At 73.1% G+C, this 23,387-nt stretch carries 22 protein-coding genes and 2 pseudogenes; 9 read left to right on the top strand and 15 right to left on the bottom strand.

All coding sequences use genetic code 11. The annotated features are described in order from the left end of the window. Window positions 1-69: 69 nt before the first annotated feature. A complete protein-coding gene (locus N7925_RS34395) occupies window positions 70-1,167 on the top strand; it encodes an NAD-dependent epimerase/dehydratase family protein (RefSeq protein ID WP_274346207.1) in 1,098 nt (365 codons plus the stop codon). Here the strand turns inward: N7925_RS34395 and N7925_RS36275 are convergent. Both N7925_RS36275 and N7925_RS34385 read right to left on the bottom strand, forming a co-directional pair. After that, window positions 1,148-1,464, bottom strand: a pseudogene (locus tag N7925_RS36275) (hypothetical protein); the annotation flags it as partial. The gene N7925_RS34395 and the pseudogene N7925_RS36275 overlap by 20 nt on opposite strands. After that, window positions 1,451-2,248: a response regulator transcription factor gene (locus N7925_RS34385; protein WP_274346206.1), complete on the bottom strand. Its 798-nt coding sequence runs from the start codon at window positions 2,246-2,248 to the stop codon at window positions 1,451-1,453. The pseudogene N7925_RS36275 and the gene N7925_RS34385, both read right to left, overlap by 14 nt. Before the next feature lie 119 nt (window positions 2,249-2,367). On the opposite strand from N7925_RS34385, the gene N7925_RS34380 reads away from it, so the two are divergent. From N7925_RS34380 to N7925_RS34370, 3 genes are read left to right on the top strand one after another with little or no spacing between them, the layout of a single operon-like run. Continuing rightward, window positions 2,368-3,135 carry a glycosyltransferase family 2 protein gene (locus tag N7925_RS34380; RefSeq protein ID WP_274346205.1) on the top strand — a complete coding sequence of 256 codons (768 nt, stop codon included), beginning with the start codon at window positions 2,368-2,370 and terminating at the stop codon, window positions 3,133-3,135. After that, on the top strand, window positions 3,132-3,779 hold the full coding sequence (locus N7925_RS34375; RefSeq protein ID WP_265603422.1) for a TIGR04282 family arsenosugar biosynthesis glycosyltransferase: 648 nt from the start codon (window positions 3,132-3,134) through the stop codon (window positions 3,777-3,779). Before N7925_RS34380 ends, N7925_RS34375 begins: the two co-directional genes overlap by 4 nt. Continuing rightward, a complete protein-coding gene (locus tag N7925_RS34370; RefSeq protein WP_265603421.1) occupies window positions 3,776-4,657 on the top strand; it encodes a class I SAM-dependent methyltransferase in 882 nt (293 codons plus the stop codon). Before N7925_RS34375 ends, N7925_RS34370 begins: the two co-directional genes overlap by 4 nt. Before the next feature lie 394 nt (window positions 4,658-5,051). Here N7925_RS34370 and N7925_RS34365 read toward each other — a convergent pair whose 3' ends face one another. Beyond that, window positions 5,052-6,323, bottom strand: coding sequence for a molybdopterin-dependent oxidoreductase (locus N7925_RS34365; RefSeq protein WP_274346204.1), 1,272 nt, complete (start codon window positions 6,321-6,323; stop codon window positions 5,052-5,054). A 193-nt stretch (window positions 6,324-6,516) separates the two neighbouring features. On the opposite strand from N7925_RS34365, the gene N7925_RS34360 reads away from it, so the two are divergent. Beyond that, the gene (locus N7925_RS34360) at window positions 6,517-7,950 is read left to right on the top strand and encodes a hypothetical protein (RefSeq protein WP_274346203.1); all 1,434 of its coding nucleotides are present in this window, start codon (window positions 6,517-6,519) and stop codon (window positions 7,948-7,950) included. A 28-nt stretch (window positions 7,951-7,978) separates the two neighbouring features. Here the strand turns inward: N7925_RS34360 and N7925_RS34355 are convergent, their stop codons facing one another. Both N7925_RS34355 and N7925_RS34350 read right to left on the bottom strand, forming a co-directional pair. Beyond that, a complete protein-coding gene (locus tag N7925_RS34355; protein WP_274346202.1) occupies window positions 7,979-9,640 on the bottom strand; it encodes an ABC transporter permease in 1,662 nt (553 codons plus the stop codon). Beyond that, the gene (locus N7925_RS34350; RefSeq protein ID WP_274346201.1) at window positions 9,637-10,614 is read right to left on the bottom strand and encodes an ABC transporter ATP-binding protein; all 978 of its coding nucleotides are present in this window, start codon (window positions 10,612-10,614) and stop codon (window positions 9,637-9,639) included. Before N7925_RS34350 ends, N7925_RS34355 begins: the two co-directional genes overlap by 4 nt. Window positions 10,615-10,737: 123 nt before the next feature. Between N7925_RS34350 and N7925_RS34345 the strand changes: the two genes are divergently transcribed. Further along, window positions 10,738-11,244 carry a GbsR/MarR family transcriptional regulator gene (locus tag N7925_RS34345; protein WP_265603416.1) on the top strand — a complete coding sequence of 169 codons (507 nt, stop codon included), beginning with the start codon at window positions 10,738-10,740 and terminating at the stop codon, window positions 11,242-11,244. A gap of 63 nt (window positions 11,245-11,307) precedes the next feature. Here N7925_RS34345 and N7925_RS34340 read toward each other — a convergent pair whose 3' ends face one another. From N7925_RS34340 to N7925_RS34330, 3 genes are all read right to left on the bottom strand, one after another. Next, window positions 11,308-12,516 (bottom strand): esterase/lipase family protein, encoded by a 1,209-nt coding sequence (locus N7925_RS34340; protein ID WP_274346200.1) that lies wholly within the window; start codon window positions 12,514-12,516, stop codon window positions 11,308-11,310. 281 nt (window positions 12,517-12,797) lie between these two features. After that, the gene (locus N7925_RS34335) at window positions 12,798-13,805 is read right to left on the bottom strand and encodes a DNA polymerase Y family protein (protein WP_331618184.1); all 1,008 of its coding nucleotides are present in this window, start codon (window positions 13,803-13,805) and stop codon (window positions 12,798-12,800) included. After that, window positions 13,802-17,269 (bottom strand): DNA polymerase III subunit alpha, encoded by a 3,468-nt coding sequence (locus tag N7925_RS34330; protein ID WP_274346198.1) that lies wholly within the window; start codon window positions 17,267-17,269, stop codon window positions 13,802-13,804. Before N7925_RS34330 ends, N7925_RS34335 begins: the two co-directional genes overlap by 4 nt. Window positions 17,270-17,836: 567 nt before the next feature. On the opposite strand from N7925_RS34330, the gene N7925_RS34325 reads away from it, so the two are divergent. From N7925_RS34325 to N7925_RS34315, 3 genes and pseudogenes are all read left to right on the top strand, one after another. Continuing rightward, the gene (locus tag N7925_RS34325) at window positions 17,837-18,430 is read left to right on the top strand and encodes an SDR family oxidoreductase (RefSeq protein ID WP_274346197.1); all 594 of its coding nucleotides are present in this window, start codon (window positions 17,837-17,839) and stop codon (window positions 18,428-18,430) included. Then, window positions 18,427-18,705, top strand: coding sequence for a hypothetical protein (locus N7925_RS34320; protein ID WP_274346196.1), 279 nt, complete (start codon window positions 18,427-18,429; stop codon window positions 18,703-18,705). Before N7925_RS34325 ends, N7925_RS34320 begins: the two co-directional genes overlap by 4 nt. A gap of 64 nt (window positions 18,706-18,769) precedes the next feature. Further along, window positions 18,770-18,913 (top strand): annotated as a pseudogene (locus tag N7925_RS34315) (aspartate aminotransferase family protein); the annotation flags it as partial. A 108-nt stretch (window positions 18,914-19,021) separates the two neighbouring features. Here N7925_RS34315 and N7925_RS34310 read toward each other — a convergent pair. From N7925_RS34310 to N7925_RS34280, 7 genes are all read right to left on the bottom strand, one after another. Continuing rightward, window positions 19,022-19,495, bottom strand: a complete 474-nt coding sequence (locus N7925_RS34310) for a hypothetical protein (protein ID WP_274346194.1) — start codon at window positions 19,493-19,495, stop codon at window positions 19,022-19,024. Between the two features lie 49 nt (window positions 19,496-19,544). Further along, window positions 19,545-19,955: a gas vesicle protein K gene (locus tag N7925_RS34305; RefSeq protein WP_265604101.1), complete on the bottom strand. Its 411-nt coding sequence runs from the start codon at window positions 19,953-19,955 to the stop codon at window positions 19,545-19,547. 65 nt (window positions 19,956-20,020) lie between these two features. Then, complete coding sequence (locus tag N7925_RS34300) at window positions 20,021-20,233, bottom strand: gas vesicle protein (protein WP_265603411.1); 213 nt, start codon at window positions 20,231-20,233, stop codon at window positions 20,021-20,023. After that, window positions 20,230-21,084, bottom strand: coding sequence for a GvpL/GvpF family gas vesicle protein (locus tag N7925_RS34295; RefSeq protein ID WP_274346193.1), 855 nt, complete (start codon window positions 21,082-21,084; stop codon window positions 20,230-20,232). The genes N7925_RS34300 and N7925_RS34295 overlap by 4 nt, the downstream gene beginning before the upstream one ends. Next, on the bottom strand, window positions 21,081-21,515 hold the full coding sequence (locus tag N7925_RS34290; protein ID WP_443032324.1) for a gas vesicle protein: 435 nt from the start codon (window positions 21,513-21,515) through the stop codon (window positions 21,081-21,083). Before N7925_RS34290 ends, N7925_RS34295 begins: the two co-directional genes overlap by 4 nt. Before the next feature lie 53 nt (window positions 21,516-21,568). Then, window positions 21,569-22,777, bottom strand: a complete 1,209-nt coding sequence (locus N7925_RS34285; protein WP_274346192.1) for an SRPBCC family protein — start codon at window positions 22,775-22,777, stop codon at window positions 21,569-21,571. Next, on the bottom strand, window positions 22,770-23,369 hold the full coding sequence (locus N7925_RS34280) for a hypothetical protein (RefSeq protein WP_274346191.1): 600 nt from the start codon (window positions 23,367-23,369) through the stop codon (window positions 22,770-22,772). The genes N7925_RS34285 and N7925_RS34280 overlap by 8 nt, the downstream gene beginning before the upstream one ends. Between the last annotated feature and the right edge of the window lie 18 nt (window positions 23,370-23,387).

Below are 23,387 nucleotides of genomic sequence, written 5' to 3'. Positions count from 1 at the left end.
CCTTACGGACCCGTGACGGGTGCGCGCCGCGCCCGGCCCGACGGCTCGCCGGGCCCTAGCGTGGCGGTCATGCGCGTACTGGTCACCGGCGGAGCCGGGTTCATCGGGTCACATGTCGTCGCCGCACTCGCCGCGGCCGGGCACGAGAGCGTGGTGCTGGACGCCCTGCTGCCCTCGGCCCACCCCGGCGGCGCGCCGCCGGTGCCGCCGGGCGACCGGGTGCTCGTGGGCGACGTCCGGGACCGGGGAGTGGTGGCGGACGCGCTGGTCGGGGTGGACGCCGTGTGCCACCAGGCGGCCATGGTCGGCCTCGGCAAGGACTTCGCGGACGCCCCGCTGTACGTGGGGTGCAACGACCTCGGTACGGCGGTGCTGCTGGCGGAGATGGCCGCTGCCGGGGTCCGGGACCTGGTGCTGGCCGGGTCGATGGTCGTCTACGGCGAGGGCCGCTACGCCTGCCCCCGGCACGGCACGGTCCGCCCCGGACCGCGCGCGGAGGCCGATCTGCGGGCGGGGGACTTCGAGCCGCACTGCCCGGACTGCGGGGCGGAACTGACGCCCGGTCTGGTGGCCGAGGACGCGCCCGCGGACCCGCGCAACGTGTACGCGTCGACGAAGCTGGCCCAGGAGCACCTCGCCGCCGCGTGGGCACGGGCGACGGGCGGCCGGGCGGTGTCGCTGCGCTACCACAACGTGTACGGGCCGGGGATGCCGCGCGACACCCCGTACGCCGGTGTCGCCTCGTTCTTCCGCTCGGCCCTGGCGCGTGGCGAGGCCCCCCGGGTCTACGAGGACGGGGGCCAGCGGCGCGACTTCGTCCACGTCCATGACGTGGCGGCGGCGAACGCGGTGGCCCTGGAGGCGGTACGGGAGCGGCGGCCCGCGTCCTTCGCCGCGTACAACACCGGCAGCGGCGACCCGCACACCATCGGGGAGATGGCCGCCGCGCTGGCCGGCGCGCACGGCGGGCCGGACCCGGTGGTGACCGGGGAATACCGCCTGGGGGACGTCCGCCATGTCACGGCGGACTCGCGGGCGCTGCGCGAGGAGCTGGGCTGGCGGCCCCGGGTCTCCTTCGCCGAGGGGATGCGGGACTTCGCGGCGGCTCCGCTGCGGGGTTCGGCGGGCAGCCGGGAGGAGAGCGCCGTCACGCTGTCGGGAGCGTGACGGAGAGGCGGCAGCCGCCCTGTACGTTGCGCACCTCGGCGCGCCCGGCGTGCGCCTCGACGGCCGCGGTGCGTCGGGCGGGGTGGGGCGGGCGGGGTGGGGCGGGCGGGGTGGGGCGGATGGCGTTGATCAGGAGATCGCCCAGGACCCGGCCCTTCTCCTCGCCGTCCGCCTCCACCGGCCCCTCTCCTCACCGTCCGCCTCCACCGGCCCCTCGTCGATCCGGTCGCCGGTCAGCCGCACTCCGTGCTCACCGACCGGTCCGCGACGAGCAGGACGTTCTTCACCGCGAAGGGCCCCCGGCCGGCGGCGCGGGGGCGGCGGCCACACCCTCCTCCGTACGGTCCGCTTCGGCGTCCAGGCGGTAGCCCACGCCCCACACGGTGCGGATCAGCCGGGGGCGGGCGGGATCCGTCTCGACCTTGCCGCGCAGTCTGCGGATGTGGACGGTGACCGTCGACAGATCGCCGAAGTCCCACCCCCAGACCTCCCGCATCAGCTCCTCCCGCCCGAACGCCTTCCCGGGGTGCCGGAGGAGGAAGGCGAGCAGGTCGAACTCCCGCAGTGTCAGGGCCAGTCCGCGCCCGTCGCGGTAGGCCTGCCGGGCCGCCGGGTCGAGGCTCAGCCCGCCTCCGGAGAGCGGGCCGGCCCCGTCCGCCGGTACGGCGGCCCGGGCGCGGCGCAGCACGGAGTCGACCCGCAGGACGAGTTCGCGCGGGCTGAACGGCTTGGTGACGTAGTCGTCGGCGCCGGTCTCCAGTCCGAGGATGCGGTCCTCCTCGTCGCCCCGGGCGGTGAGCATGATGACGGGGACCGGCCCCTGCTCACGCATCCGGCGGCAGACCTCGAACCCGCCCATGGCGGGGAGCATCAGGTCCAGGACGACGAGGTCGGGCCGGTGTGCCGCGAACCGTGCCAGCGCGGTGGGACCGTCGCCGGCCTGCTCGACGGTGTAGCCGGCGCGGTGCAGATAGCCGACGACGACCTCGGCGACGGTGGGGTCGTCGTCCACGACGAGGACCCGGCCGCGCGCCCCCTGCGGGACGGGCGCCGGATGCCGGGCGGGCGGGGTGTTCTCCATGGCGTCCACTGTGGCACCCTCGCCCCGGGACTTCCGGGGCCGACCGCCCCCCATCCGGCCGATGTCCATGTTTCGTAAGAACCTGATGCCCTGAATGCCGGACTTGTCTCCGTAGGGTGATGCGGGTGACCGATTCTTCTGCCGCTCTTCCGTTCCCGCCCGCCCCGCACACCGGCCTCCCCAGGGCCGACCTCGTGCTGCCCTGCCTCGACGAGGCGGCCGCGCTGCCCTGGGTGCTCGATCGCGTCCCCGCCGGCTGGCGCGCGATCGTGGTCGACAACGGCTCGACCGACGGTTCGGCCGAGCTCGCCCGCTCCCTCGGCGCGCACGTCGTCACGGAGGAACGGCGCGGGTTCGGCGCGGCCTGCCACGCCGGGCTGCTCGCCGCCGAGGCCGAGTTCGTCTGCTTCTGCGACTGCGACGGCTCGCTGGACCCCGCGCTGCTGACCGGCTTCGTGCGGCGGATCGCGGACGGCGACTGCGATCTGCTGCTCGGCCGCCGCCGCCCCGAGGGCCGGGGCGCCTGGCCGCCGCACGCCCGCGCCGGCAATCTGGCACTGGCCCGGATGCTGCGCCGCCGCACCGGTCTGCGCCTGCACGACCTCGGCCCGCTGCGGGCGGCCCGCCGGAGCGATCTGCTCGCCCTGGACCTCACCGACCGGCGCAGCGGCTATCCGCTCCAGATGGTGGTCCGGGCCTCGGACGCCGGACTGCGGGTCGCCGAGAGCGACGTCCCCTACCGGCCGCGCACCGGGAAGTCGAAGGTGACCGGCACCTGGCGCGGAACCTGGCAGGCGGTGCGCGACATGCGCGGCGTGCTGCGGGAGCCACCGGCGGACCGGCCATCCGACCGGGCCCGGCGCGCGGGGACGGAGGCGGTTCGATGAGCGCGTACGGGCCCACGGAGCTCCTGGTCATCGCGAAAGAGCCGGTGGCGGGGCGGGTCAAGACCCGGCTCTGCCCACCCTTCTCCCCCGCCGAGGCCGCCGAGCTCGCCGCCGCGGCACTCGCGGACACCCTGGACGCCGTGCTCGCCCTGCCCGCCCGGCGGCGTGTCCTGGTCCTCGACGGGCGGCCGGGCCCCTGGGTGCCCCCGGGCTTCGAGGTGGTGCCGCAGAGCGCGGGCGGTCTCGACGAGCGTCTCGCCGCGGCCTTCGGCGGGTGTACGGGGCCGGCCCTCCTGGTCGGCATGGACACCCCGCAGATCACGTCCGATCTGCTCGCCCCCGCTCTCGCCCCGGGCGGCTGGGATGACGTCGGGGCCTGGTTCGGTCCGGCCGAGGACGGCGGCTTCTGGGCCCTGGGCCTGGCGGATCCCGATCCGGCCCTGTTGCGCGGGGTGCCGATGTCCGTCCCGGATACGGGTGCGGTGCAGCGGCGCAGACTGGTGGAGGCGGGGCTCGCCGTGCGCGATCTGCCGGTACTGGTCGACGTGGACACCGCTGCCGACGCCCACCGGGTCGCGTCGGCGGCGCCGGGCGGCCGGTTCGCCGCGGCGCTCGGCCGGCTGACCGGGGCGGGGGTGCGATGAGTACGACCGTGCCCTCGTCCGGGCTCGCCTCCCCGGCCCCGGCCGACCGCGTCGAGGCCCCGGACGCCCACGCCCACGGAGCGGCCTTCGGCTCCACGGATGCCCCCGGCGCCGCCCCGGTCCGCACCGCTCCGTGGGGCGCCGACCCGTACGCCAACGCCCTGCGCACCGGCCGCGGTCCGCTGTTCCTGCGCCGCAACGACGGCTGGCTGCTGCCGCTGGACGTCGAGCGCTGGTGCTCCGACGCGGGCTCCGCCGACCTGTCCGCGCTGCACCGGTGCGAGGGGCCGGTGCTGGACATCGGCTGCGGGCCGGGGCGGCTGGTGGCGGAGCTGGCCTCGCTCGGACACCGGGCGCTGGGCATCGATGTCAGCGAAGCGGCGGTGGCCCGCACGCGCGGGCTGGGCGGCGCCGCTCTGCTCCGCAGCGTGTTCGACCCGCTGCCCGGGGAGGGCTGTTGGGGCACCCTTCTGCTCCTCGACGGCAACATCGGCATCGGGGGCGATCCGGCCGCCCTGCTGGACCGGGCGGCCGATCTGCTCGGCGTCGGCGGGCTGTTGATCGCCGAGACCGCCCCCGTCGACGTGGACGAACGGGTCCGGGTCCGTCTCGACGACGGCCGGGACGGAACGGACGGAAGGACCGCCCCCGCCTCCGCGCGCGACGCCGAGCCGTTCCCGTGGGCGCGGATCGGGACGCCTGCCCTGCTGCGGCACGCCCGGGCCGGCGGCTGGCTCACGGCCGATCAGTGGGGCGCGGAGGGGCGGACCTTCGTCTCGCTGCGCCGGCCCGTACGGGAGCGGAGCGCCCGGGCCAGCAGCCAGAGCGCGGAGAGCGCGAACAGCGCGCCGGTGATCAGCAGCCAGTTGCCGAAGTAGACGTCCGGGGAGGTGCCGGCGGCGGCCTCGTACCGCCGTTCGGTGCGCCGGGCGATCAGCGGGAACCAGATCAGCAGGAGCAGTCCGGAGAGGAACGCCGGCACCCGGACGAAGTTCACCAGGGCCGGCCGGGGGCCGAACGCGGCGCGCAGCGCCCGGTCGGCCCCCGCGTACACCGGCAGCAGCACCAGGTCGTGCAGGACGGCCGACCCCGCGAACCAGAGCAGCACGCCGACGGTGTCCCCGTCCAGCAGCCGTACGCCCGCGTAGCCGGCCAGGCAGAACGTGGCGGTGAGCAGCAGCAGGTGGAGGGGGCCCTCGCCGTACGGGCGGCGCGGCGAGAAACGCGGACGGCGGGGGCCGGCGGACGCGGGCGGTACGGCTCGGGTGGACATCACAGCTCTCCGAACGTCAGGGTCTCGACCCACTTGGTGTTCAGCACCCCGGGCACGGCGGGGACGATGATCCTGGCCGGGTAGCCGTGGTCGGGCGACAGCGGTGCGCCGTTCACCTCCAGCGCCAGCAGCGAGCGGCCGTCGCGGACCTGGTTGTCGCGGAGTGCGGCCTTGCGGAACGAGCCGCTGCGCTGGAGCGACTCGACGAACACGCCCGGCGGCCGGCCCGGGTATCCGGCGAGCGCCGCCAGGTCGGAGAGCCGCACTCCGCGCCACCGCTGGTCCGAGGTCGACCAGCCCTCCACGCAGGCGATCGGGAGCGCGGCGCCGTGCTGTTCCATGGCCAGCAGCTCGGCCCGGGAGAAGCGGAACTCCCCGGCCGGCCCCCGTACCGTCAGCCGCCAGCGCTCACCGGTGTCGGCGGGCCTGATCCGTACGGCGGCGGCGGTCTTGTTGATCTGGAAGGCGTTCGGGCCGGCCCCCGGGTCGGTGCCGCCGCGCGGGGTGAGGAGCGCGATGCGGCGCAGCGGCCCGTCGAAACTGCGACCGGCCGAGGTGACCAGCAGAAGGAGCGAACCGGCCCCCACGAGGGCCAGTGCGCCGCGCCGGGACAGGGTGGCGGGCAGCGGGTCGGGGGCGGCGAGGGTGTCCGGTCCGCCGCGCGGGATGCCGCCTCGCAACACCCGTACGGCCTGGGGCGTCTTGAGCGCCACATGGGTGACGAACCCGGCGAGGAAGACCCAGGCCCCGTAGAAGTGCAGGGTGTAGAACGACCCGGGGAAGAGGTAGTCCAGCTGGATGTTGAGCAGTCCGGTGAGGAACTCGAACAGCGCCCCGCCCACGAGCAGCAGCAGCGAGATCCGCTCCAGGGCATGGCCCACGGAGCGGGCGGGCGGCAGCGCGAAGAGCCGGGGGACCACGGACCAGAGCTTGGCGAGCAGGACGGGCACGAGCACGATGCCGACGGTGACGTGCAGGCCCTGGGTCAGCCGGTAGAGCCAGTGCGGGCCGGTCGGCCAGGAGAACAGGTAGAAGCCGAGCCACCCCTTGCCCGGGGTCTTGTCGTTGACCCGGTTCAGGTCGGGGTTGTAGGCCGCGTACGAGAGCAGACCGGTGACGAACAGCAGGGTGAGTCCGGCGAGCAGGATGACGCCGAGCACGGCGGTGAAGCGCACTCCCCGCACGGGGCTGCGCCAGAATGCCGGGTCGGCAGGGGTGCGCGGGGCGCGGAAGGGGTCGGCCAGGGAGCGGATGCGACGGCGTTCGGGCATGACGCCGACGCTAGGCGGGGATCGGCGCCGACGGGCGGACGCGACTCCTGACAAAATTCTGACGTCGTGCCGGCAGGGCGGGGAGGCGGGCATCGCCGCAACGGTCGTCGCCGCTGGAAGGCGGATCTGACGGTTCGGTGACGCGGCCCTGCCGTACCGCCCGATCGCCCCCCGGTGTGCATAGCGTGCCAGCGTGAAGACCGAGAACGCCACCCCCACGAATACCGCCGGCGGCACAGGGCACGGCCCGCCCGCACCACCGGACCACGACCGCGCCCGGCGCGCGGGGCGGGCCGACCTGGTCGCCGCCGCCGCGGGCGTGCTGCTGGTCACGGCCGCTGTGGTCGTCGGCCATGTCATCCAGAACCGGGACGGGAGTCTGCGCGCCCAGTGGCCGCCGCTGCTGGCTTCCTGGGACCCGCACCTGGGGCCGGGCACGCCGGCCGCTCTGGTCACGGCGGTCCTGGTGGTCGTCCACGGCCCGGCGCTCGCCGCCCGGCTGCCCTGGCGCGGGCTGCTGGCCGCGGCCTGGGCCGGGTCGATGGCCTGGGTCTTCTCGATGGCGCTGATCGACGGCTGGCACCGGGGCGTCGCGAAGCGGCTCACCACGAAGCACGAGTACCTGCGGGTCATCGACCGCTTCGAGGACATTCCCGCCACCCTGCGCGACTTCACGAACCACATCGTGATCGGCGAGCCCGGCAACTGGCCCGCGCATATCGCCGGGCACCCGCCGGGGGCGACGCTGACCTTCGTGTGGCTGGACCGCATCGGTCTCGGTGGCGGCGCCTGGGCGGCCGTCTTCTGCGTCGTGGTGGGCACCTCGGGGGTGCTGGCCGCCCTGATCACCGTGCGCGTGCTGGCCGAGGAGCGCCTGGCCCGGCGTGCCGCGCCCTTCCTCGTCCTCGCCCCGGCCGCCGTCTGGGCGGGCGTCTCCGCCGACGGCTACTTCACGGCGGTGGCCGCCTGGTCGGTGGCGCTGCTCGCGCTGGCCGCCACCCGCCGGGTCCGCTTCCCGGCCGTGGCGGCGGCCGGCGGGGGTCTGCTGTTCGGGTGGACCTGCTACCTCAGTTACGGGCTGGGGCTGATGGCGGCCGTCCTGCTGGCGGTGCTGGTGCTCACCCGGACCGCCCGCCCGGTGCCGTTGTTCCTGCTCGGCGCCCTCGTGGTCCCGGTGGCCTTCACGCTCGCCGGGTTCAACTGGTGGACCGCCTACCACCTGCTGGTCGAGCGCTACTACCAGGGCGCGGGCGGCGTCCGCCCGTACGGCTACTGGGTCTGGGCCAACCTGGCCTGCGCGACCCTCGCGGCCGGGCTCGCCGCCGTCGCCGGGCTGCGCCGGAGCGCGGTGGCCGCGCCCGGCGCCGTACGGGCACTGCGGGGCGGCTCCGCGGCGGCCTCCCCGGAAGCGAGGCTGGCGCTGCTCGTCCTGGCGGCGCTGGCGGCGCTGCTCGCCGCGGACCTCTCCGGCATGAGCAAGGCGGAGACCGAGCGCATCTGGCAGCCGTTCCTGCTGTGGCTGCTGCCGGCGACGGCGCTGCTCCCCCGCCCGAGTGTGCGGTGGTGGCTTGCCGCGTCGGCGATTCCGACCCTGCTGATCAACCACCTGCTGTGGACCGGATGGTGACGTGACGTCAGCACGCCCCCCGGGTGCGTCACTTGGTCTCCAGGTCCCGGCGGCGGAAACCCATCAGCCCCAGCAGGATCAGTCCGGCGGCGACGGCGGTCAGCGCGAGCAGTGGGGTCCAGCTCATCCCGGCGGCCGGGAGTCGCGGCACATGGCCGAAGGGCGACAGGTTCTCCATCCAGCCCGGGAGCTGGAGGATCGGCCCCAGGTACCCGACGAGGAACGCGTACACGGGCACGATCCACGCCGCCGCCCCCGCACGCGGGAACCAGCCGAAGAGCAGGACGGCCACGCCGACGGTCACCCAGAGGGCGGGGGCGTACGCGGCGGCCGCTTGGACCAGGTCGAGGACCAGGCCCCCGTCCCCCGCCGACGCCGCGCCCGAGAGGCCGAAGCCCAGCCCGGCGATGACCAGCAGCGCGGTGCCGCCGGCCAGCGCGACGGCCACGTGGCTTCCGAGCCAGCGGTTCCGGGAGAGGCCGGTGGCCAGGAGCGGTTCGGCGCGGCCGGCGCTCTCCTCGGCGCGCGGTCGCAGCGCGGCCATCACCACGTACACGGCGGCGACCACCGCGACGACCACCATCACCATGGACGCGAACGACTCGGCCACGGTGCTGCCGCCGATCTCCGCCAGCGCCTCCTGGACCTGTTCGATGTCCTTCACCATGTCGGCCGCCTCGCCGAGGATCGAGCCGTACATGACGCCCATCAGGCACAGCCCGGCGCCGAAACCCAGCAGGGTCGCCCGGTGCAGCCGCAGGGCGAAGCCGAAGGGCCGGGTGAGGGCGTCGGACGCCGTGCGCCGGCCGAGCCGCGCGGCGCGCAGGCCCGCGCCGACATCGCGTCGGGTGCTCAGGACGAATCCGTACGCCGCGGTCAGCGCGGCGAGGGACAGGCAGAGCGCCAACGGCCACCACCGGTCGTCGACGAAGACGTAGGTGCGCTGGGTCCAGCCGATCGGGCTCAGCCAGGACAGGGCGTCGTTGCCCACGTCGCCGGAGGCCCGCAGCACGTAGGCGGCGCCGATCGCCGCGAGCGCCATGCCCGAGGCGCCCCGGGTGTGCGCCGTGATCTGTGCGGTGATCGCGGCGGTCCCGGCGAAGACGAGCCCGATCGCGGCGTGGGTGAAGCCGTACAGCAGCGCCCCGCCGGGGCCGATTCCGTCGATGCCCGACGCGGTGAGACCCAGGGCCAGCAGCAGGGCGAGCGCGAGGTTGGCCACGACGGCGAGCGCCAGTGCGGAGGCGAGGTGAGCGTGGTGCCCGACGACGGTGGAGCGGACCAGTTCGGCGCGGCCGGTCTCCTCCTCGTCGCGGGTGTGGCGGGTGACGATCAGGATGCTCATCAGACCCACCAGGACGGCCATGAAGCCGAGCAGCTGGTGGCCGAGCATCGCTCCGGCGGTGTAGTCGGAGAGATAATGACGAGGGCCGGTCATGGCGAGCGCGGCCGGGCTGTCCATGGAGCCGACGGCGGTGGCGCGTTCTTCGGGAGTGGAGTACAGCGCCTTGTACTGGGACGCCGTGGCCAGCGTGCCCAGGGTGAGGGCGAGCAGCCATACGGACATGCGGACGCGGTCACGGCGCAGTCCGAACCGGACCAGGGTCCCGGTACCGGTGAAGGCGACGGAGGCGGCCCTGGTGGGCGCGGGCCTTCCGGGGGCGTCGAGCGGCGCGACGGTGCTGGTCATCGGGGGACGCCGCCCTTTCCGCCGGTGGAGGTGGAGGGGGGCCCGTCGGAGGGGGTGGGTTCGCCGGTCCCCGTACGTCCGTTGGACGCGAGCTCGTCGCCGTAGTGACGCAGCATCAGCTCTTCGAGCGTCGGCGGGTGGCTGGTCAGGCTCCGGATGCCGAACTCTCCGAGCCTGCGGAGCGTGGCGTCGAGGTGTGCTCCGTCCACGGCGAAGTTCACTCTCCGGTCCAGCACTCTCAGTCCGTGCACACCGGGCAGGGCGTCGAGTCCGGTGGCCGGGCGCTCGGTCTCGGCCTCGACGGTCGTACGCGTGAGGTGGCGCATCTCGCCGAGCGTGCCCGACTGTACGGTGCGGCCCCGGCGGACGATGCTGACGCGGTCGCAGAGCTTCTCGACCTGGGCCAGGATGTGGCTGGAGAGCAGCACGGTCTTCCCCGCCGCCTTCGCCTGGAGGATGACGTCCTGGAAGACGACCTCCATCAGGGGGTCGAGGCCGGCCGTGGGCTCGTCGAGGAGGAGCAGTTCGGCGTCGGAGGCGAGCGCGGCGACGATGGCGACCTTCTGCCGGTTGCCCTTGGAGTAGGCGCGGCCCTTCTTGACCGGATCGAGGTCGAACCGTTTGATGAGTTCGTCGCGCCGCCGCCGGTCGAGGCCGCCGCGCAGCTTCGCCAGCAGGTCGATGGCCTCTCCTCCGGTGAGGCCCGGCCACAGCTCCACGTCCCCGGGGACGTAGGCGAGGCGCCGGTGCAGCTCGACCGCGTCCTTCCACGGGTCCTTGCCGAGGAGTTGGGCCCCGCCGGAGTCGGCGCGCAGCAGCCCCAGCAGGATGCGGATCGTCGTGGACTTGCCGGCCCCGTTGGGTCCGAGGAAGCCGTGGACCTCGCCCGCTTCGACGGAGAGGTCGAGGCCGGCGAGGGCGTGCGTCCGGCCGAACGACTTGTGCAGCCCGGCGACGGTGATGGCCTTCTTCATATTCCGAAAGTACGCTTCTTTCAGAAGTCTGTGAAGTTAAGAAACCGTATGAATCGCTGGATAGAGTGGCCGAGCACGCGGGCGCACACGAGCGTCAGGAACCACAGGGACCGGGGTCGGAGCATGGATGAGCGGCGGAAAGAGAGCCGCGTGGACGGCGACGACGAGACGGCGGTCTCCCGGTTCGTGGAGCACTTCGCCGCCCAGCTGGTCCAGGCGGGCATGGCGCGCATGCCGGCCAGGGTCTTCGCCGCCCTGCTCTCGTCGGAGCGGGGAGTGCTCACCTCCGCGGAGCTGAGCGAGCAGCTGAAGATCAGCCCGGCGGCCGTGTCGGGAGCCGTCCGCTATCTCGCCCAGGTCAACATGGTCAGCCGCGAGCGGGAGCCCGGGTCCCGGCGTGAGCGCTATCGCGTGCAGGGCGACCAGTGGTACGTGGCGTTGCTGAATCGGGACACCATCCTGAAGAACTGGCAGGCCACGATGCAGGAGGGCGTTGACCAGTTCGGCCTCGACACCCCGCAGGGACGCCGGATCAGCGACACCCTGGAGTTCTTCCGGTTCCTGGAGGAGGAACTCGGGTCGATGATGCAGCGTTGGGCGGCACACCGGGCCGAACACCTCGGCGGCTGAGGAAGCGCCGCCCGGCACGGCGCTTGCTCAACACCCGTCAGCCCGCCGGACGCGGGAGGAGGATCAGCTGGGGAGCCGGTCCAGGATCCAGGTGCACAGCTCCTCGGTGATGCCCGTGTGCGCGGTGGTCGTGGACGAGCAGAGGAAGTCGTCGAGTTCGCTCTCCTGCGGGTCCAGGTCACCGACGTTCGCGTACAGGTCGTCCTGCTTCTCGATGTCGCGGATCGCGACCGCGCTGACCGTGGGGACGAAGCAGACGTCCTCGTGGCGCAGGTCGATCTTGCCGCCGAGCTTCTCCATCGCCCCGGAGAGGATCTTGTACGTGTGCAGGGTTCCGCCCGGCGCGCCGTCCAGTTCCGGGAAGCCGTTGGTCGTGACGGTCTGCTCGGCCTTGGGGAACCTGCGGTTCAGGTACGCGGCCGTCACGTCGTCGCCCTGGGCCTGGGTGTAGAAGGTGGTGCCGGGGTAGATCCGGTCGATGCGCAGCGCGACCTCGCCGGGCTTCACGTCCGGCAGACCGATGCCGTCGGCGCGGCCGTTGGCCACGGCGATCTTCATCGGGATCTGCGGCCAGCCGCCGACCCGGTCCAGGGCGTCGAGGAACTCCGTGCGCTCCGGGGCGACCGTGATCTTCTCGGTGTCCTTGTCGTAGTGCTGCCACAGCATCTGCCGCGCGGCCGGGCTGTTCATCTGCCGCGCGAAGTCGTTCGGGAAGGGGATGAAGTGGGAGAACGCCTGCACGCCGACGGGGATGGAAGCGCCGCGGTGCGGGCTGTCGTAGGAGAAGTACAGCGCGGTCCTGTGATCCATCCGCTGCGTTTCGAGCTTGGCGAGTGCGTAGCGGGTGACGATGCCTCCCATGCTGAATCCGCCGACGACGAGACGGGTGTCGCCCACCTGCTCGGCCGTCGCCCGCAGGATGGCGGCCACCGCCGCCTCCGCGTTGTCCAGGATCGACGCGCTGCGCTCCTCGAAGCCGAGGAGGATCACGTCCCTGCCGCGACGGCGCAGCTCGCTGATGAACGGGAAGCTGCCGCTCTCCAGCCCGTGGTAGAGCACGTCGAGCTTGCTCCGGCCGAGGTTGAAGCCGTCGGCCATGATCACGGGCCGGACGAGGCCGCCCTGGTTGCCCTCGCCGGGGAAGACCCAGGCGAAGCCGTTCGGCAGGGGCCATTCCTCGTGCTCCGGTACCTCGACGGTCCCGGCCGGTTCAGCGGTGAGCGGGCCGCCGAGGGTGAAGGCACCGACATTAGGCTCGGACGTCTCTGACATCGTCGTACTCCTGAGAGAGTTGGTGGGCGGGACGACCTCATCATGGTGGGCGAGAGGGGCGTATCACCCCTGGGAGCCGGGAGGTTCACCACATCTGATGATCATGAACGGAAAAGCGCGTTCCGTGCGTCCGGCGGGTGCTCCAGCACCGTCAGATGCTTGGGCGCCGGCCGACGTGGCGCCGGGGAACGGGGGCGGCCACGGTGATCGCCTCCACCCGGCCGTCGTCCAGGTGGGCGGCCGGTTTCCCTTCGGCCCACACGATCAGCTGGAGGCCTCGGTCACCACCGCGGCCGGGCGAGGGTGCCCGGGCGGATCGCCTGATCGCCGAAGCGGGCCCGCGCCCGGTCGGCGGCTTGCTCGATGCGGCGCCGTTTGCCGTCCGCCGGGTCCAGGAGCAACTGCTGGACGGCGTACTGGGCATCGGTGAGGTCCGCGCGAACGGTGATCGTGCGGACACGGGCGCGCTGCAGCCCGAAGCGGGAATACAGGTCGTACGCGGCAGCGCCGAGTGCCGGTGTGTGAGCGGTGTACTCCTCCAGCGTGCGCGAGCGCTGCGTCGTGGCGCCGTCGGCGTACGAGATGCTCAGCGCGAGCCGCGCGGCGACCTGGCCAGTGGTGCGCAGCCGGAGCCCGAGACGTTCACAGAGGTCGAGCAGGGCCCGGCGGTGTGCGGCGGGGTCGAGCTCGTCGTGGCTGAACTCGTGGGAGCAACCGGTGGACTTGGGCGCCGCCTCGGAGGTGACCGGGCGCGCGTCCAGGCCGCGGGCCCGTTGCGACAGCGTCACGGCAGTGGCCTTGCCGAGGATGCGCTGCAGCGTCAGCAGCGGAACGTCGAGAAGGTCGCCGATGCGGTGGAGGCCGTACTCCCCGAGCGTACGGGCGGTGGCCGGGCCGACCCCGTAGAGGGCGCCGACAGGCTTGGGATGGAGGAACTCGGCGACTGCCCGGGGGCTCGGGGCGACGACGGTGACCTGACCAGGAGCGGTCGTGTCGGCCGCCATCGCGGCCAGCATCCGATTCGGGCCGGCGCCGATCGTCGCCCGTAGCCCGAGGTGTGCGGCCAGGCGGAGTGCGGCCATGGCCGCCAGGCCACCGGTGTCCCGGTCGAAGAACCGCAGGGCACCGGTGACGTCGAGGTCGGCGGCGTCCGGCGGGAGGGCCTGCACCAGCGGGGTGAGATCACGCAGCAGCGTGAGGGCCTGCTCGTACGTCTCCTGGCCGGCCGGGCCGAGGTCGTGGAGCTGAATGCGCAGGATGCTCCGGGCTCGGGTGGTCATGGCGCTCACCCCGCCGAGCCGGGAGACCGGTGTCCCAGGCGCCGCAGGTCGGCGGAGCCGGACCCGGCGGGCCGCAGATCGCTCCAGGCGTTGAGCTTCGCCCCGGCCGTTCCGTCTTCGAGGGTCCGGCCCGCACCCGGCGTGCTGTCACCGCGGACAGGCGTGGGGGCGGGTGTGGTGCGGCCGAGCAGGCCGAGAGCGGCTTCGGGGCCCAGGTCGCGGCGGGTGGTGGCGACTTCCTCGAGGTCCCAGGCCGCCTGCCCGACCACGGTACGCCGGGGGCCGCGTTCCTCGACGACTCCGCGGACCAGGAGCAGGCCGGAGTGGAAGACCGTGTGCGCGCAGGTGGCGTGGGAGTCCTCGAAGAACGCGAGGTCCACGAGGCCGGAGCCGTCCTCCAGGGTCACGAAGATGACCCTCTTGCCGGACGGGATCGGCGGCGTCTGGGTCGATGCCCGCACGCCGGCGACCAGCACCTGCTGTCCGCGGTGCATCGCCTGCACGTGGTGGGCGTCGGTCGCGCCGAGCTCGGCGAGCAGGCGGTGGTGGTGTTCGAGCAGATGACGGCTGACGTCGATGGAGAGCACGTCGATCTCGGCACTCGTCACGTCGCGGCCGGTCATCTCGGGCAGCCCGGCCGGCTCACCCGCGTGCGTCTCGTCGCCGAGCGGCAGTTGGCCGTCGATCGTGGTCCGGTTGCGTGCGGAGCGGTGCAGCTCGGTGGCCTGCAACAGCAGATCCCGCCGGGTCAGCCCGCCTTGCAGCGGAGCGAGCGCTCCGATCTTGATGAGGCGCTGGGCGAGAGGCAGGGACGGGCGGGCGCGCAGCCACAGATCCTGCAGTCCGGCGTACGGCTGCCCGGCCTCGATGCGGGCGCTCTCCGCCTCGGTGATCCCGCGCACCGTGGACAACGCGAGCCGTACGCCCCAGCCGTTCGCGGTCGGCTCGACGCTGTGTGCGCTGCGGGAGGTGTTGACGTCGACCGGCAGGATCGCCACGCCGAACTGCTTCGCGTCCTGGACCAGGACGCGGGGCGCCCACATGCCGGGATCGTGCTGGAGCAGCCCGGCGAAGAACGCGGCGGGGTAGTGCGTTTTGAGCCACGCCGACTGGACGGCCGGGACCGCGAAGGCCACGGCGTGCGCGCGGCAGAATCCGTACGCCCCGAACTCCTTGACGATGTCCCAGACTTCGCCGATCACGTCCGGGGTGTAGCCGCGCTCGCCGGCGCAGCGGCGAAACCACGCCTCCACCTTCGGCAGCCGCCCGGCGTCGGCGAGGGCGCGGCGTGCGACGTCCGCGGCAGCACGGTCGCAGCCGGTCATCGTGGCCAGGATCATCATGATCTGCTCGTGCCAGATCACCACCCCGTACGTGTCGTCCATGATCGGCACAAGGTCGGGGTGGGGATATCGAGGCTCCTCGGCCCCGTGCCGGGCGGCGATGAATTTCGCGGGCATGCCCCCGGCGACCGGGCCGGGCCTGAAGAGGCTGATGTCGGCGATCACGTCCTGCATGTGCCGTGGCTGGAGTCTCGCGATGAGATCCTGCTGTCCTGGGCTCTCCAGTTGGAAGCAGCCCAGCACCTTGGTGCTGCGGATCAGTTCGAAGGTGGGCTCGTCGGCGAGGTCGACGTGGTCGGGACTGTCGAGGTCGATGTGCCGGCCTGTGGTGCGACGGATCTCGGCGACCGAGTGCGCCATCGCCGACTGCATGCGCACGCCGAGGACATCGAGCTTCAGCAGGCCGAGGTCTTCGACATCGTGCTTGTCGGCCTGCACCGTCGGATACGCGCCTCCCGGAGCGGGCTGCACCGGGAGGCGGCCGAGCAGGCTCGCGTCGGAGAGGATCACGCCGCACGGGTGCATGGCGAAGCCGCGCGGCAGGGCGTCCAGGCCCTCGGCCAGCTCCCACAGCGGACCGTACTGGTCGGCCTCGGCCGCGAGCTGCCGCAGTTCGGGCAGCTCGGACAGGGCGGAGCCGATGTCGCACGCGCGGATGTGCGGAAAGCTCTTGGCGATCCTGTCGACGGTCTGCGGGCGGATCCCGAGCGCGAGCCCCGTATCGCGCAGGGCGTGACGGGCACGGTAGGTCTCCGGCATCCCGGTGACCGCCACGCGCTCGGAGCCGAACCGTTCGAAGATCCGGTCGTAGACCTCCAGGCGCCGGTCCGACTCGACATCGAGGTCGATGTCCGGCAGGGCGGTACGGCGCTCGCTGAGAAAGCGTTCGAACAGGAGCCGGTGCGAGAGCGGGTTGGCCGTGGCGATGAACAGGCTGTGGTTGACCATGGACCCGGCACCGGAGCCGCGGGCCGCGACCCGGATCCCCATGGACCGTACGTCCGCGACGACCTGGGCCACCGCGAGGAAGTACGCCTCGTATCCGAGGCGCTCGATCACCCCGAGCTCGTAGCCGAGGCGATCCATCGCCCGCACGTCCCGGTCGAGACCGCGGGCGGTCATCCCGGCCTCGCTGCGCTGCCGCAGCAACCGCATCCCGTCCCCCGGCCGGGTGCCGGCTCCCGCTACGTGCGGCTCGGGAAAGTGCGCCCGCCCCAGGCCGAGGTCGCGCACCGGGTCCACCGTGCACTGCTCGGCCGTAGCCGCCGTCTCCTCGATCAGACGCCGCCCTCGACCGGCCGGGGCGCTCGCGGCCGCGGCCACCTGCTCCGCCACCTCGTCCATCTCGGCTCCGGACTTCAGATACCGCTCGCCCGGGTCGAGCGCTCCACGCCGCGAGATCGGGCGCAGCAGCCGGGCGGCGTCCAGCACGTCGGCCAGGCGGTGCTGCTCGCGCCGCTCGTACCGCACCGCATTGGTGAGCACCGTCGGGATGCCGAGCCGGTCGCCCAGAGCAAGGGTGTGCGCGGCCAGCCGCACCGATCCCGCGCCCAGCCCGGGCAGGCCGTAGGCGACCGCCTCCAGCCGGAGAAGTCCCTGACCCGCGATCTCCCGCCACGGGACGAGCAGCCTCTCCGCGACGTCCGGCCGCCCGGCGGCCAGCGCGCGTACAGGCTCGGAGGCCGGCCCGAGGATCGCCACCACATCCTCGCCCAAGCCCTCCCGCAGCGCCTCCCACGAGGCGACCGGAAAGCCGTCGACCGGACGTGCGTAGGCCGCGGAGACGAGACGGCAGATACGCGCCCACCCGCTCACGGAGCCTGCCAGCAGCGTGATCCTCAGGCGCGGCTCCGCCACGTGCCCACCACCGCGGACCGGTGTGCGCGAGCGGCGAGGAGCCTTTGCCGTGTCGAACGCCGGGACAGCGAGATCCACCCCGAAGATCGGGCGTATCCCGGCGCTCAGGCACGCCTTCGCGTGCCGCACGGCGCCGGTGACACTGTCCCGATCAGTCAGCGCGAGCGCACCCATGCCGAGCTCAGCCGCCCGGCGCACCAGATCCTGCGGATGCGAGGCGCCGTAGCGGGCGGAGAACCCGGAAGCGACGTGGAGATGCGTGAAAACAGCCATCGCGCACCTCCGAATCTGCTCTGGCACCCCCTGCTCGTCTGGCGTCCTGCTGTCAGAACGTCGCATCCGATCCATTCGCACAATAGTTCGATAGGACGGTTTCAGCCAACCGATCTTGACGTGGCGGGAAGTCGCCCTACTGCGAGAGTGCACCTGGACACACGGAGTCGACACGGCAGGACGTCGGCGCCGACTCCAGCGGTGCGGCGAGCACGTGAGCCGCGCGCGACCCCGGGCTGCCCGCCACCACGCCGGTGGCCAGATCCAGGCCCACCTGCGCCGCCGTCGGCCTGCCCCACCCCTCGACCACCTGCTGCTCTGTCCACACTCTTCGATATTCGCTCGAACGTTCGAATAATTCAAGCCAGGCACCTCTCGGCGGAGGCACGCCGGGCAGGGGCCGGGCAGGGGCCGGGCAGGGGCCGGGCAGGGGGGCTCCCGGGGCGGCGAAGCAGCCACCGAGGCCGAGCCGGAAGCGGGGGCGGGGGCGGGGGCGGGAAACCCAGAGCCAGCAGCGCAGAGCCGGGATCGCGGAGCCAGGATCCTGAAGCCGGCGGCGGGAATTCCGTGCCCTCGCCCGGGACGCCCAAGGTCGTGGTCCACGCCGCCGCCGACGTCCGCCTGGTCGCCCCGCCCGAGGAACTGGAACGCGTCAACCACGACGGGGTGCGGCGGCGGCTGGCCTGGATCGACGCCGAGGCCATGGGCGGGGTCCGGTTCCACCACATCTCGACGCTCGCCGTGGCCGGCGGGATCGACCCGGCGGCCCCCAACCGCCGGTTCAGCGAGGCCGATCTGCGCATCGGCCAGCACTTCCGCACCCCGTACGAGCGGTCCAAGTCCCTCGCCGAGGAGGCGGTCCGCGCCTGGGCCGCCTCCGGCCGCCGCTGCCACATCCACCGGAGCGGCCACGTCGCCGCCCACAGCCGCACCGGCGCGTTCCACGGGGGCATCGCCACCAACCGCGTCTACCAGACCCTGCGCGGCTATCTGCCGGCCGGAGCCGCCCCGCGCCTGGAGGGACGACGTTCGCCTTCAGTCACGTGGACACGGTGGCCGCCGGGATCGCGGCTCTGGCCCTGTACGCGGACGCGGCCCCCGGGGCCCACCATGTCGAGACCCCGCACCAGGTCCCCCACGACGAACTGGTGGGCTGGATGAGGCGGTCCGGCCACCGGATCGAGCTGCGCGACGCGAAGGACTTCGCAGCCGCGCTGGACCGGGCGGAAGGCGATCACCCCGAAGAGGTCCGGCTGGCCGCGGCCTGGAGTCTGCTGGAGGACCGCAACGTCCGGACCGGCTCCTCGCACACCCTTGCCGTACTCGACCGGCTGGGGGTGCGGTTCACCGCCCCGACGCCCCGGTGGTGGGCCTCCGCGCTGGCCTGGGCCACCGAGTCCGGCTTCCTGCCCCGGCCGGACCCGGCCGGCCACTGAGCGCACGTACTCCCGTCACGGGCCCCAGGCTCCCGCCGCAGGTCCCCGAACCGTGAGGTGAACCATGCCCCGGCTGTCACCCGTACTGAAGCAGGCCACTCCCGTCACCGCCTTCCGAGGGGAAGGGCTGTACCTCTACGACGCGGAGGGGCGACGCCACCTCGACTTCACCGCGGGCGTCGGCGTGACCAGCACCGGCCACTGCCATACGGGACGGAGACCGCCGTGGTCCGGACGTGGGGCGGGGCCGGAGAATCCTCTCCGGCCCCGCCCCACGTCCTGGCCCGTGCCGGGCCCGGCGTTCTCCGTTCCGCAGTCAGATCCGCCCGCGCGCCAGTCGGGTCAGCGGGCCCATCGGAGGCCTGGCGGTCGAACGGCCGATGGCGAACGCCGCTCCGGCGACACCGGCCACCCCCGCCGCGGCGCCGGCGGCGACGGCCTTGCGGTGCTTGACGACGGTCCAGGCCGTGGTCGCCGCGCCGGCCGCCTTCGCCACGTTGGCCGTCACGGCGTGCTGCCCACTCTGGAGACCGGCGGCAGCGGCACGGCCGACGCGGCGGGTGGTCTCACCGGCCGCCCGGGCGCCGTCCGAGGCCGCGTCCTTCGCGCTCCCGGCCGCGTCCTTGGCACCCCCGGCCGCGGACAGCGCCTCGTCGGCGGTCGCGTCGGCCCGCTTGCCGGCCCTCTCGGCCGTGGCTCCAGCCGCCTTGCGGGCCGGTTCCGTCTTGCCGGCAGTGGTGGTCCTGCCCTTGTTCGGGGTGTAGTTCTTCGCATCCTTGTCGTCAGTCATGGGCTCCTCCTTGCCTTGGGTGCTGCGATGAAACCTGGGCTCTGCCCGCTCACGCGCCGTCGTGCGGCAGCAGTGTGCCGAGCGGTCCGAGGTCGAGATTGAGGTCGTCCATCGTCAGGTCGTAGCGGTCGCACAGCTCCGTCATGCGTTCGTTCAGGATCATCAGCGTCATGCCGATCCGCTCCTCCTGGGGCTCGCTCAGGTCGCCCTGGTCGACGCGGTGGATCGCGGTGCGCTCCATGAGCTGACGGAGCAGTTCGACGATGGTGAGCACCAGCTTGATGAGATCCCGCTCCACGGTGTCCGGGTCGGTGTGCAGCCGCTGGGCCGCCGTCGAGGGACGGCTGTCGTCCGGTTGCGCGGGGCTGAGCCCGAACGCCCGGGCCGCCGCGCGTGCCACCTCTTCGGCCGCCGCGGAGGGCACACCGCCCACACCTCGCGCGCGGTCGTCCTCGGTCATCGTGTCCACCTCCTCCGCCTCCTCGCTCGCCGGAATGCTTCGCCCGTACGCGGCCGGGGGCGGGCTCACCACGGCCCCGGCTCCTCACCGGTGATCGACCGGATCACCGCTCGAAGGTTGATGTGGACGAGGTCCACGTCGGCGATGGACAGGACGAGGTCTCCGGTGAGCACGGCCCCTCCGTTCAGCAGGCGGTCCAGGAGATCGATCAGCGCGACGGGCGGACCGCCCCGGGGCTCGGTCTCGCCGAGAACGCCGCCGATGATGTCCGTGCTCACCGTGGACCACCGCCGCCCGCGCCCTCCGCCACCACGGCGGTGGCGAACGAGTAGGGCGCCCACGGCCCGGTCACCTCGATCGCGACCCCGGGGGTGCCTTCGGCCAGTGCGGAGAGATCCCGGTGGAGCTGCGCCGTGTGTTCCCGGGGCACGAGGTAGGCCTCGTTGGCCACGTTCACCCCGGCCCGGGCGGCGAGCTGCCCCTGCTGCGGGCGGTGCACCGCCCGTGAGGCCGCCACTCCCTCGGCCAGCCGCGCGGCCCGGGCGGCCAGGTCGGAGGCCGCCCGGTAGACGTCCTGGCTGTCGCGCTGCTGCGCCTGACGCTGCCGCAGATAGGCGCGGCCCGCTCCGCCGCCCGACGGCGTCGCCGCGGCCGGTGCCGATGCCGTCACGGCGGCCGTACGGGGATCGGCGTAGACCTTCACGCCCAGCTCGACGTGACCCTCCAGACGACCCAACAGCTCCTGGAACTCGCTGCGTTGCCTGACCAGCATGTCAGCCACCCGGGTGTCGTCCAGATAGACCGTGGCCAGCCGCATCGGCAGGACGGAGGTCTCCGCGAACGCGGCGTCCACCACGGCGTGGTGGGCCCGGGCCACGGCTTCGAGCCGATCCAGGTCCTCCATCTGCGCGGTGAGTCCCCGCTCGCTGAACGTGTCCGCCGGCACGGGGGAGACGAGTGCGCACAGCCCGCCTCCGCCGACGGGGCGCAGGGGCCGGCCGTCCACGCCCGGCAGCCGGGCGGCGAGCCCGTCCAGGGCGGGGCCCTCACGGCCGACGGCGTAGACGTAACTCAGCTCCCCGGTGCCTTCGCCCGGAACGCCGACGGTCGCGTTCGGTCCGGTGTTCATCGTTCGTTCTCCTGTTCCGCCGGGGCGGCCCGGTCTCCGGCCGTCCCGGAGCCCGGGATCCCGGCCGCCGCAGACCGCAGGTGGGCGAGTTCGGCGCGCAGTCGCTCGTTCTCGTCGGCCAGCGCGTCGTGCCCGGGGCCGGCGTCGGTCCCGGGCGCGGGGCGGGCCCGTGAGGAGAGCGAGGGATCGTGCTCCCACCAGTCGATGCCCATCTCCTTGGCCTTGTCGACGGAGGCGACGAGCAGACGGAGCTTGATCGTGAGCAGCTCGATGTCGAGCAGGTTGATCTGGATGTCACCGGCGATGACGATGCCCTTGTCCAGCACCCTTTCCAGGATGTCGGCGAGGTTGGCCGACGAGCCCTGCTGCCCGTGTGCCGGGCCGGCCCCCCGGGGCGGGGCCGGCATCCGGCCGGCGAGTGAATCGGACACGGTGTCTCACGCCTTTCCGTAGGGTCTCGGTGCGGCTCTGTGCGCGGGTCCGGTCACCGGTCGGCGGTGGCCTGACGGCGTCGGGAGCGCCGGGCCGGCTGCGGCTCCTCTTCCGGCTCCTCTTCCGTCTCCTCGGCCTCGGCTTCGTCGCCCCGGTCCCCGGCGTCCTCGTCGTCCGCGGCCTCCTCCGCCGGTTCGTCCAGCTCGTCCGCCGGCTCGACGGCCTCGTCTTCCTCCTCGCCGCCCTCCTCGTGGTCTTCCTCTTGGTCTTCCTCGTCGCCGAACTCCTCGTCCTGCGGCTCTTCGTCCTCGTACGCGAGGTCGTCGTCCTCGTCGGGGGGCTGCTCGTCCTCGGACGGTTCCTCATCGGACGGTTCGTCGGGGGCGCTCTCATCGGGTTCGGAGCCCTCGTCGTTCCGGGACTCCTCCTCGTCCAGCGCCTCGTCATGGCTGAGGACGACCTCTCCGTCACGGATCTCGCCGCGCCAGCTGTCGGTCGCCTCGCCGCGCATCATGATGAACTTGCGGTAGAGCTTGAGGTCGAGCCGGGCGCGGCGGCCCTGGGCGCGCCAGATGTTGCCGGTCTTCTCGAACAACCCCTTGGGGAAGTATTCGAGGACCAGCAGGACACGGGTGAGATCGTCGGTGATCGCGTGGAAGGTGACCACGCCCTTGACGGTGCCCTTGGCTCCTTCGGTGGTCCAGGTGATGCGTTCGTCGGGCACCTGCTCGGTGACGTTCGCCTTCCAGCTGCGGGTCGACTTGGCGACCTTCACCTTCCAGTTGCTGGTGGTGTCGTCCGCCTTCTCCACGCTCACGACACCCTTGGCGAACGAGCTGAACTCCTGGAACTGGGTCCACTGGTCGTACGCCTCACGGACCGGCACGCCGACGTCGATGTCCTCGACGATGGTGACGCTCTTGGACTTGCCCCCACCCGACTTGCGCCCCTTGCCGAACATTCCCTTGACCTTGTCCTTGACGGTGTCCTTGAGATGGGAGGCGCCGGCGCTCAGGGCGGCCTGACCGGGGGACTTGCCTTCCCCGAGGGCTTGGCCGCCCTTGGCCAGACTCTTGAGCGCACCGCCTCCGCCGCCCGGCTCCGCGAGCTTGGACACCGAGTCGCCGAGACGGTGTCCCAGCTGGGTCACCGCGTGTTCGGCACGGGCGCGGAGGTAGTTCTGCAGCTCGTCCTTGAGGCGGTCGGTGGCCGGGCTCTTGACCACGTCGTCCTTGATGCCGCCGAGTGTGGAGTCAGGCATCGTCGCCTCCCTTGGCCTTGCGGGCGCCGGAGGCCGCGGTCTTCCGGGCGGTTCCGCCGCGCTTGCGGGCGGGGGCGGACTTGCCCCCGCTCCCGGACCGGCTGCCGCCGGAGGAGGACCGGTTCCTGGACGCGGGCTTGGAGTCGGACGCGGCGGCGGTCTTCCGGGGAGTGCGCTTGCGCTCTCCGTCCCCGCCCGTGTCCTCGTCCCGGTCCGCCTCGGCTTCGTCATCGTCGGCGGCGGCTGTCCTGGTCTCGTCGTCCTCCTCGTCCGGCTCCTCCTCGTCGGTCCCGGAACCGGCCCCCAGCGCCTGGGTGCGCTGCTGCAGGGAGTCGGCCAGGCTGCCGGCCCGCTGCGTGACGGCCTTGGTGGCCGCCGTTTTGGTGGCGTCGACCAGTTCCTTGCGCACCTGGTCGTTGAGGGAGCCGAGGACCGGTGAGTCGGCCAGCATCCTGCCGAGCTGCCGCGGGTCGAGGTCGATCTTCTTGCCGAGGAGGAACATCCCGAACCCCAGGGCGAGTTTGGCCTTCTTGGTACGCCCCAGCAGGTATCCCCCCACCAGAGCCGCGCCTATCTTGGCGTTCTTCGTCATGTGCGATGCACCTCTGCT

This window comes from Streptomyces sp. CA-278952, from assembly GCF_028747205.1.
Taxonomy (GTDB): Bacteria; Actinomycetota; Actinomycetes; order Streptomycetales; family Streptomycetaceae; genus Streptomyces.
This window is presented reverse-complemented; position numbering and strand designations above follow the sequence as displayed.

Excerpts from the sequence above, each read along its gene's own strand:
- N7925_RS34395 (WP_274346207.1), top strand. The coding sequence starts at position 70 with ATGCGCGTACTGGTCACCGGCGGAGCCGGGTTCATCGGGTCACATGTC.
- N7925_RS34385 (WP_274346206.1), bottom strand. The coding sequence starts at position 2,248 with ATGGAGAACACCCCGCCCGCCCGGCATCCGGCGCCCGTCCCGCAGGGG.
- N7925_RS34380 (WP_274346205.1), top strand. The coding sequence starts at position 2,368 with ATGCGGGTGACCGATTCTTCTGCCGCTCTTCCGTTCCCGCCCGCCCCG.
- N7925_RS34375 (WP_265603422.1), top strand. The coding sequence starts at position 3,132 with ATGAGCGCGTACGGGCCCACGGAGCTCCTGGTCATCGCGAAAGAGCCG.
- N7925_RS34370 (WP_265603421.1), top strand. The coding sequence starts at position 3,776 with ATGAGTACGACCGTGCCCTCGTCCGGGCTCGCCTCCCCGGCCCCGGCC.
- N7925_RS34365 (WP_274346204.1), bottom strand. The coding sequence starts at position 6,323 with ATGCCCGAACGCCGTCGCATCCGCTCCCTGGCCGACCCCTTCCGCGCC.
- N7925_RS34355 (WP_274346202.1), bottom strand. The coding sequence starts at position 9,640 with ATGACCAGCACCGTCGCGCCGCTCGACGCCCCCGGAAGGCCCGCGCCC.
- N7925_RS34350 (WP_274346201.1), bottom strand. The coding sequence starts at position 10,614 with ATGAAGAAGGCCATCACCGTCGCCGGGCTGCACAAGTCGTTCGGCCGG.
- N7925_RS34345 (WP_265603416.1), top strand. The coding sequence starts at position 10,738 with ATGGATGAGCGGCGGAAAGAGAGCCGCGTGGACGGCGACGACGAGACG.
- N7925_RS34340 (WP_274346200.1), bottom strand. The coding sequence starts at position 12,516 with ATGTCAGAGACGTCCGAGCCTAATGTCGGTGCCTTCACCCTCGGCGGC.
- N7925_RS34330 (WP_274346198.1), bottom strand. The coding sequence starts at position 17,269 with ATGGCTGTTTTCACGCATCTCCACGTCGCTTCCGGGTTCTCCGCCCGC.
- N7925_RS34320 (WP_274346196.1), top strand. The coding sequence starts at position 18,427 with ATGAGGCGGTCCGGCCACCGGATCGAGCTGCGCGACGCGAAGGACTTC.
- N7925_RS34310 (WP_274346194.1), bottom strand. The coding sequence starts at position 19,495 with ATGACTGACGACAAGGATGCGAAGAACTACACCCCGAACAAGGGCAGG.
- N7925_RS34305 (WP_265604101.1), bottom strand. The coding sequence starts at position 19,955 with ATGACCGAGGACGACCGCGCGCGAGGTGTGGGCGGTGTGCCCTCCGCG.
- N7925_RS34295 (WP_274346193.1), bottom strand. The coding sequence starts at position 21,084 with ATGAACACCGGACCGAACGCGACCGTCGGCGTTCCGGGCGAAGGCACC.
- N7925_RS34285 (WP_274346192.1), bottom strand. The coding sequence starts at position 22,777 with ATGCCTGACTCCACACTCGGCGGCATCAAGGACGACGTGGTCAAGAGC.
- N7925_RS34280 (WP_274346191.1), bottom strand. The coding sequence starts at position 23,369 with ATGACGAAGAACGCCAAGATAGGCGCGGCTCTGGTGGGGGGATACCTG.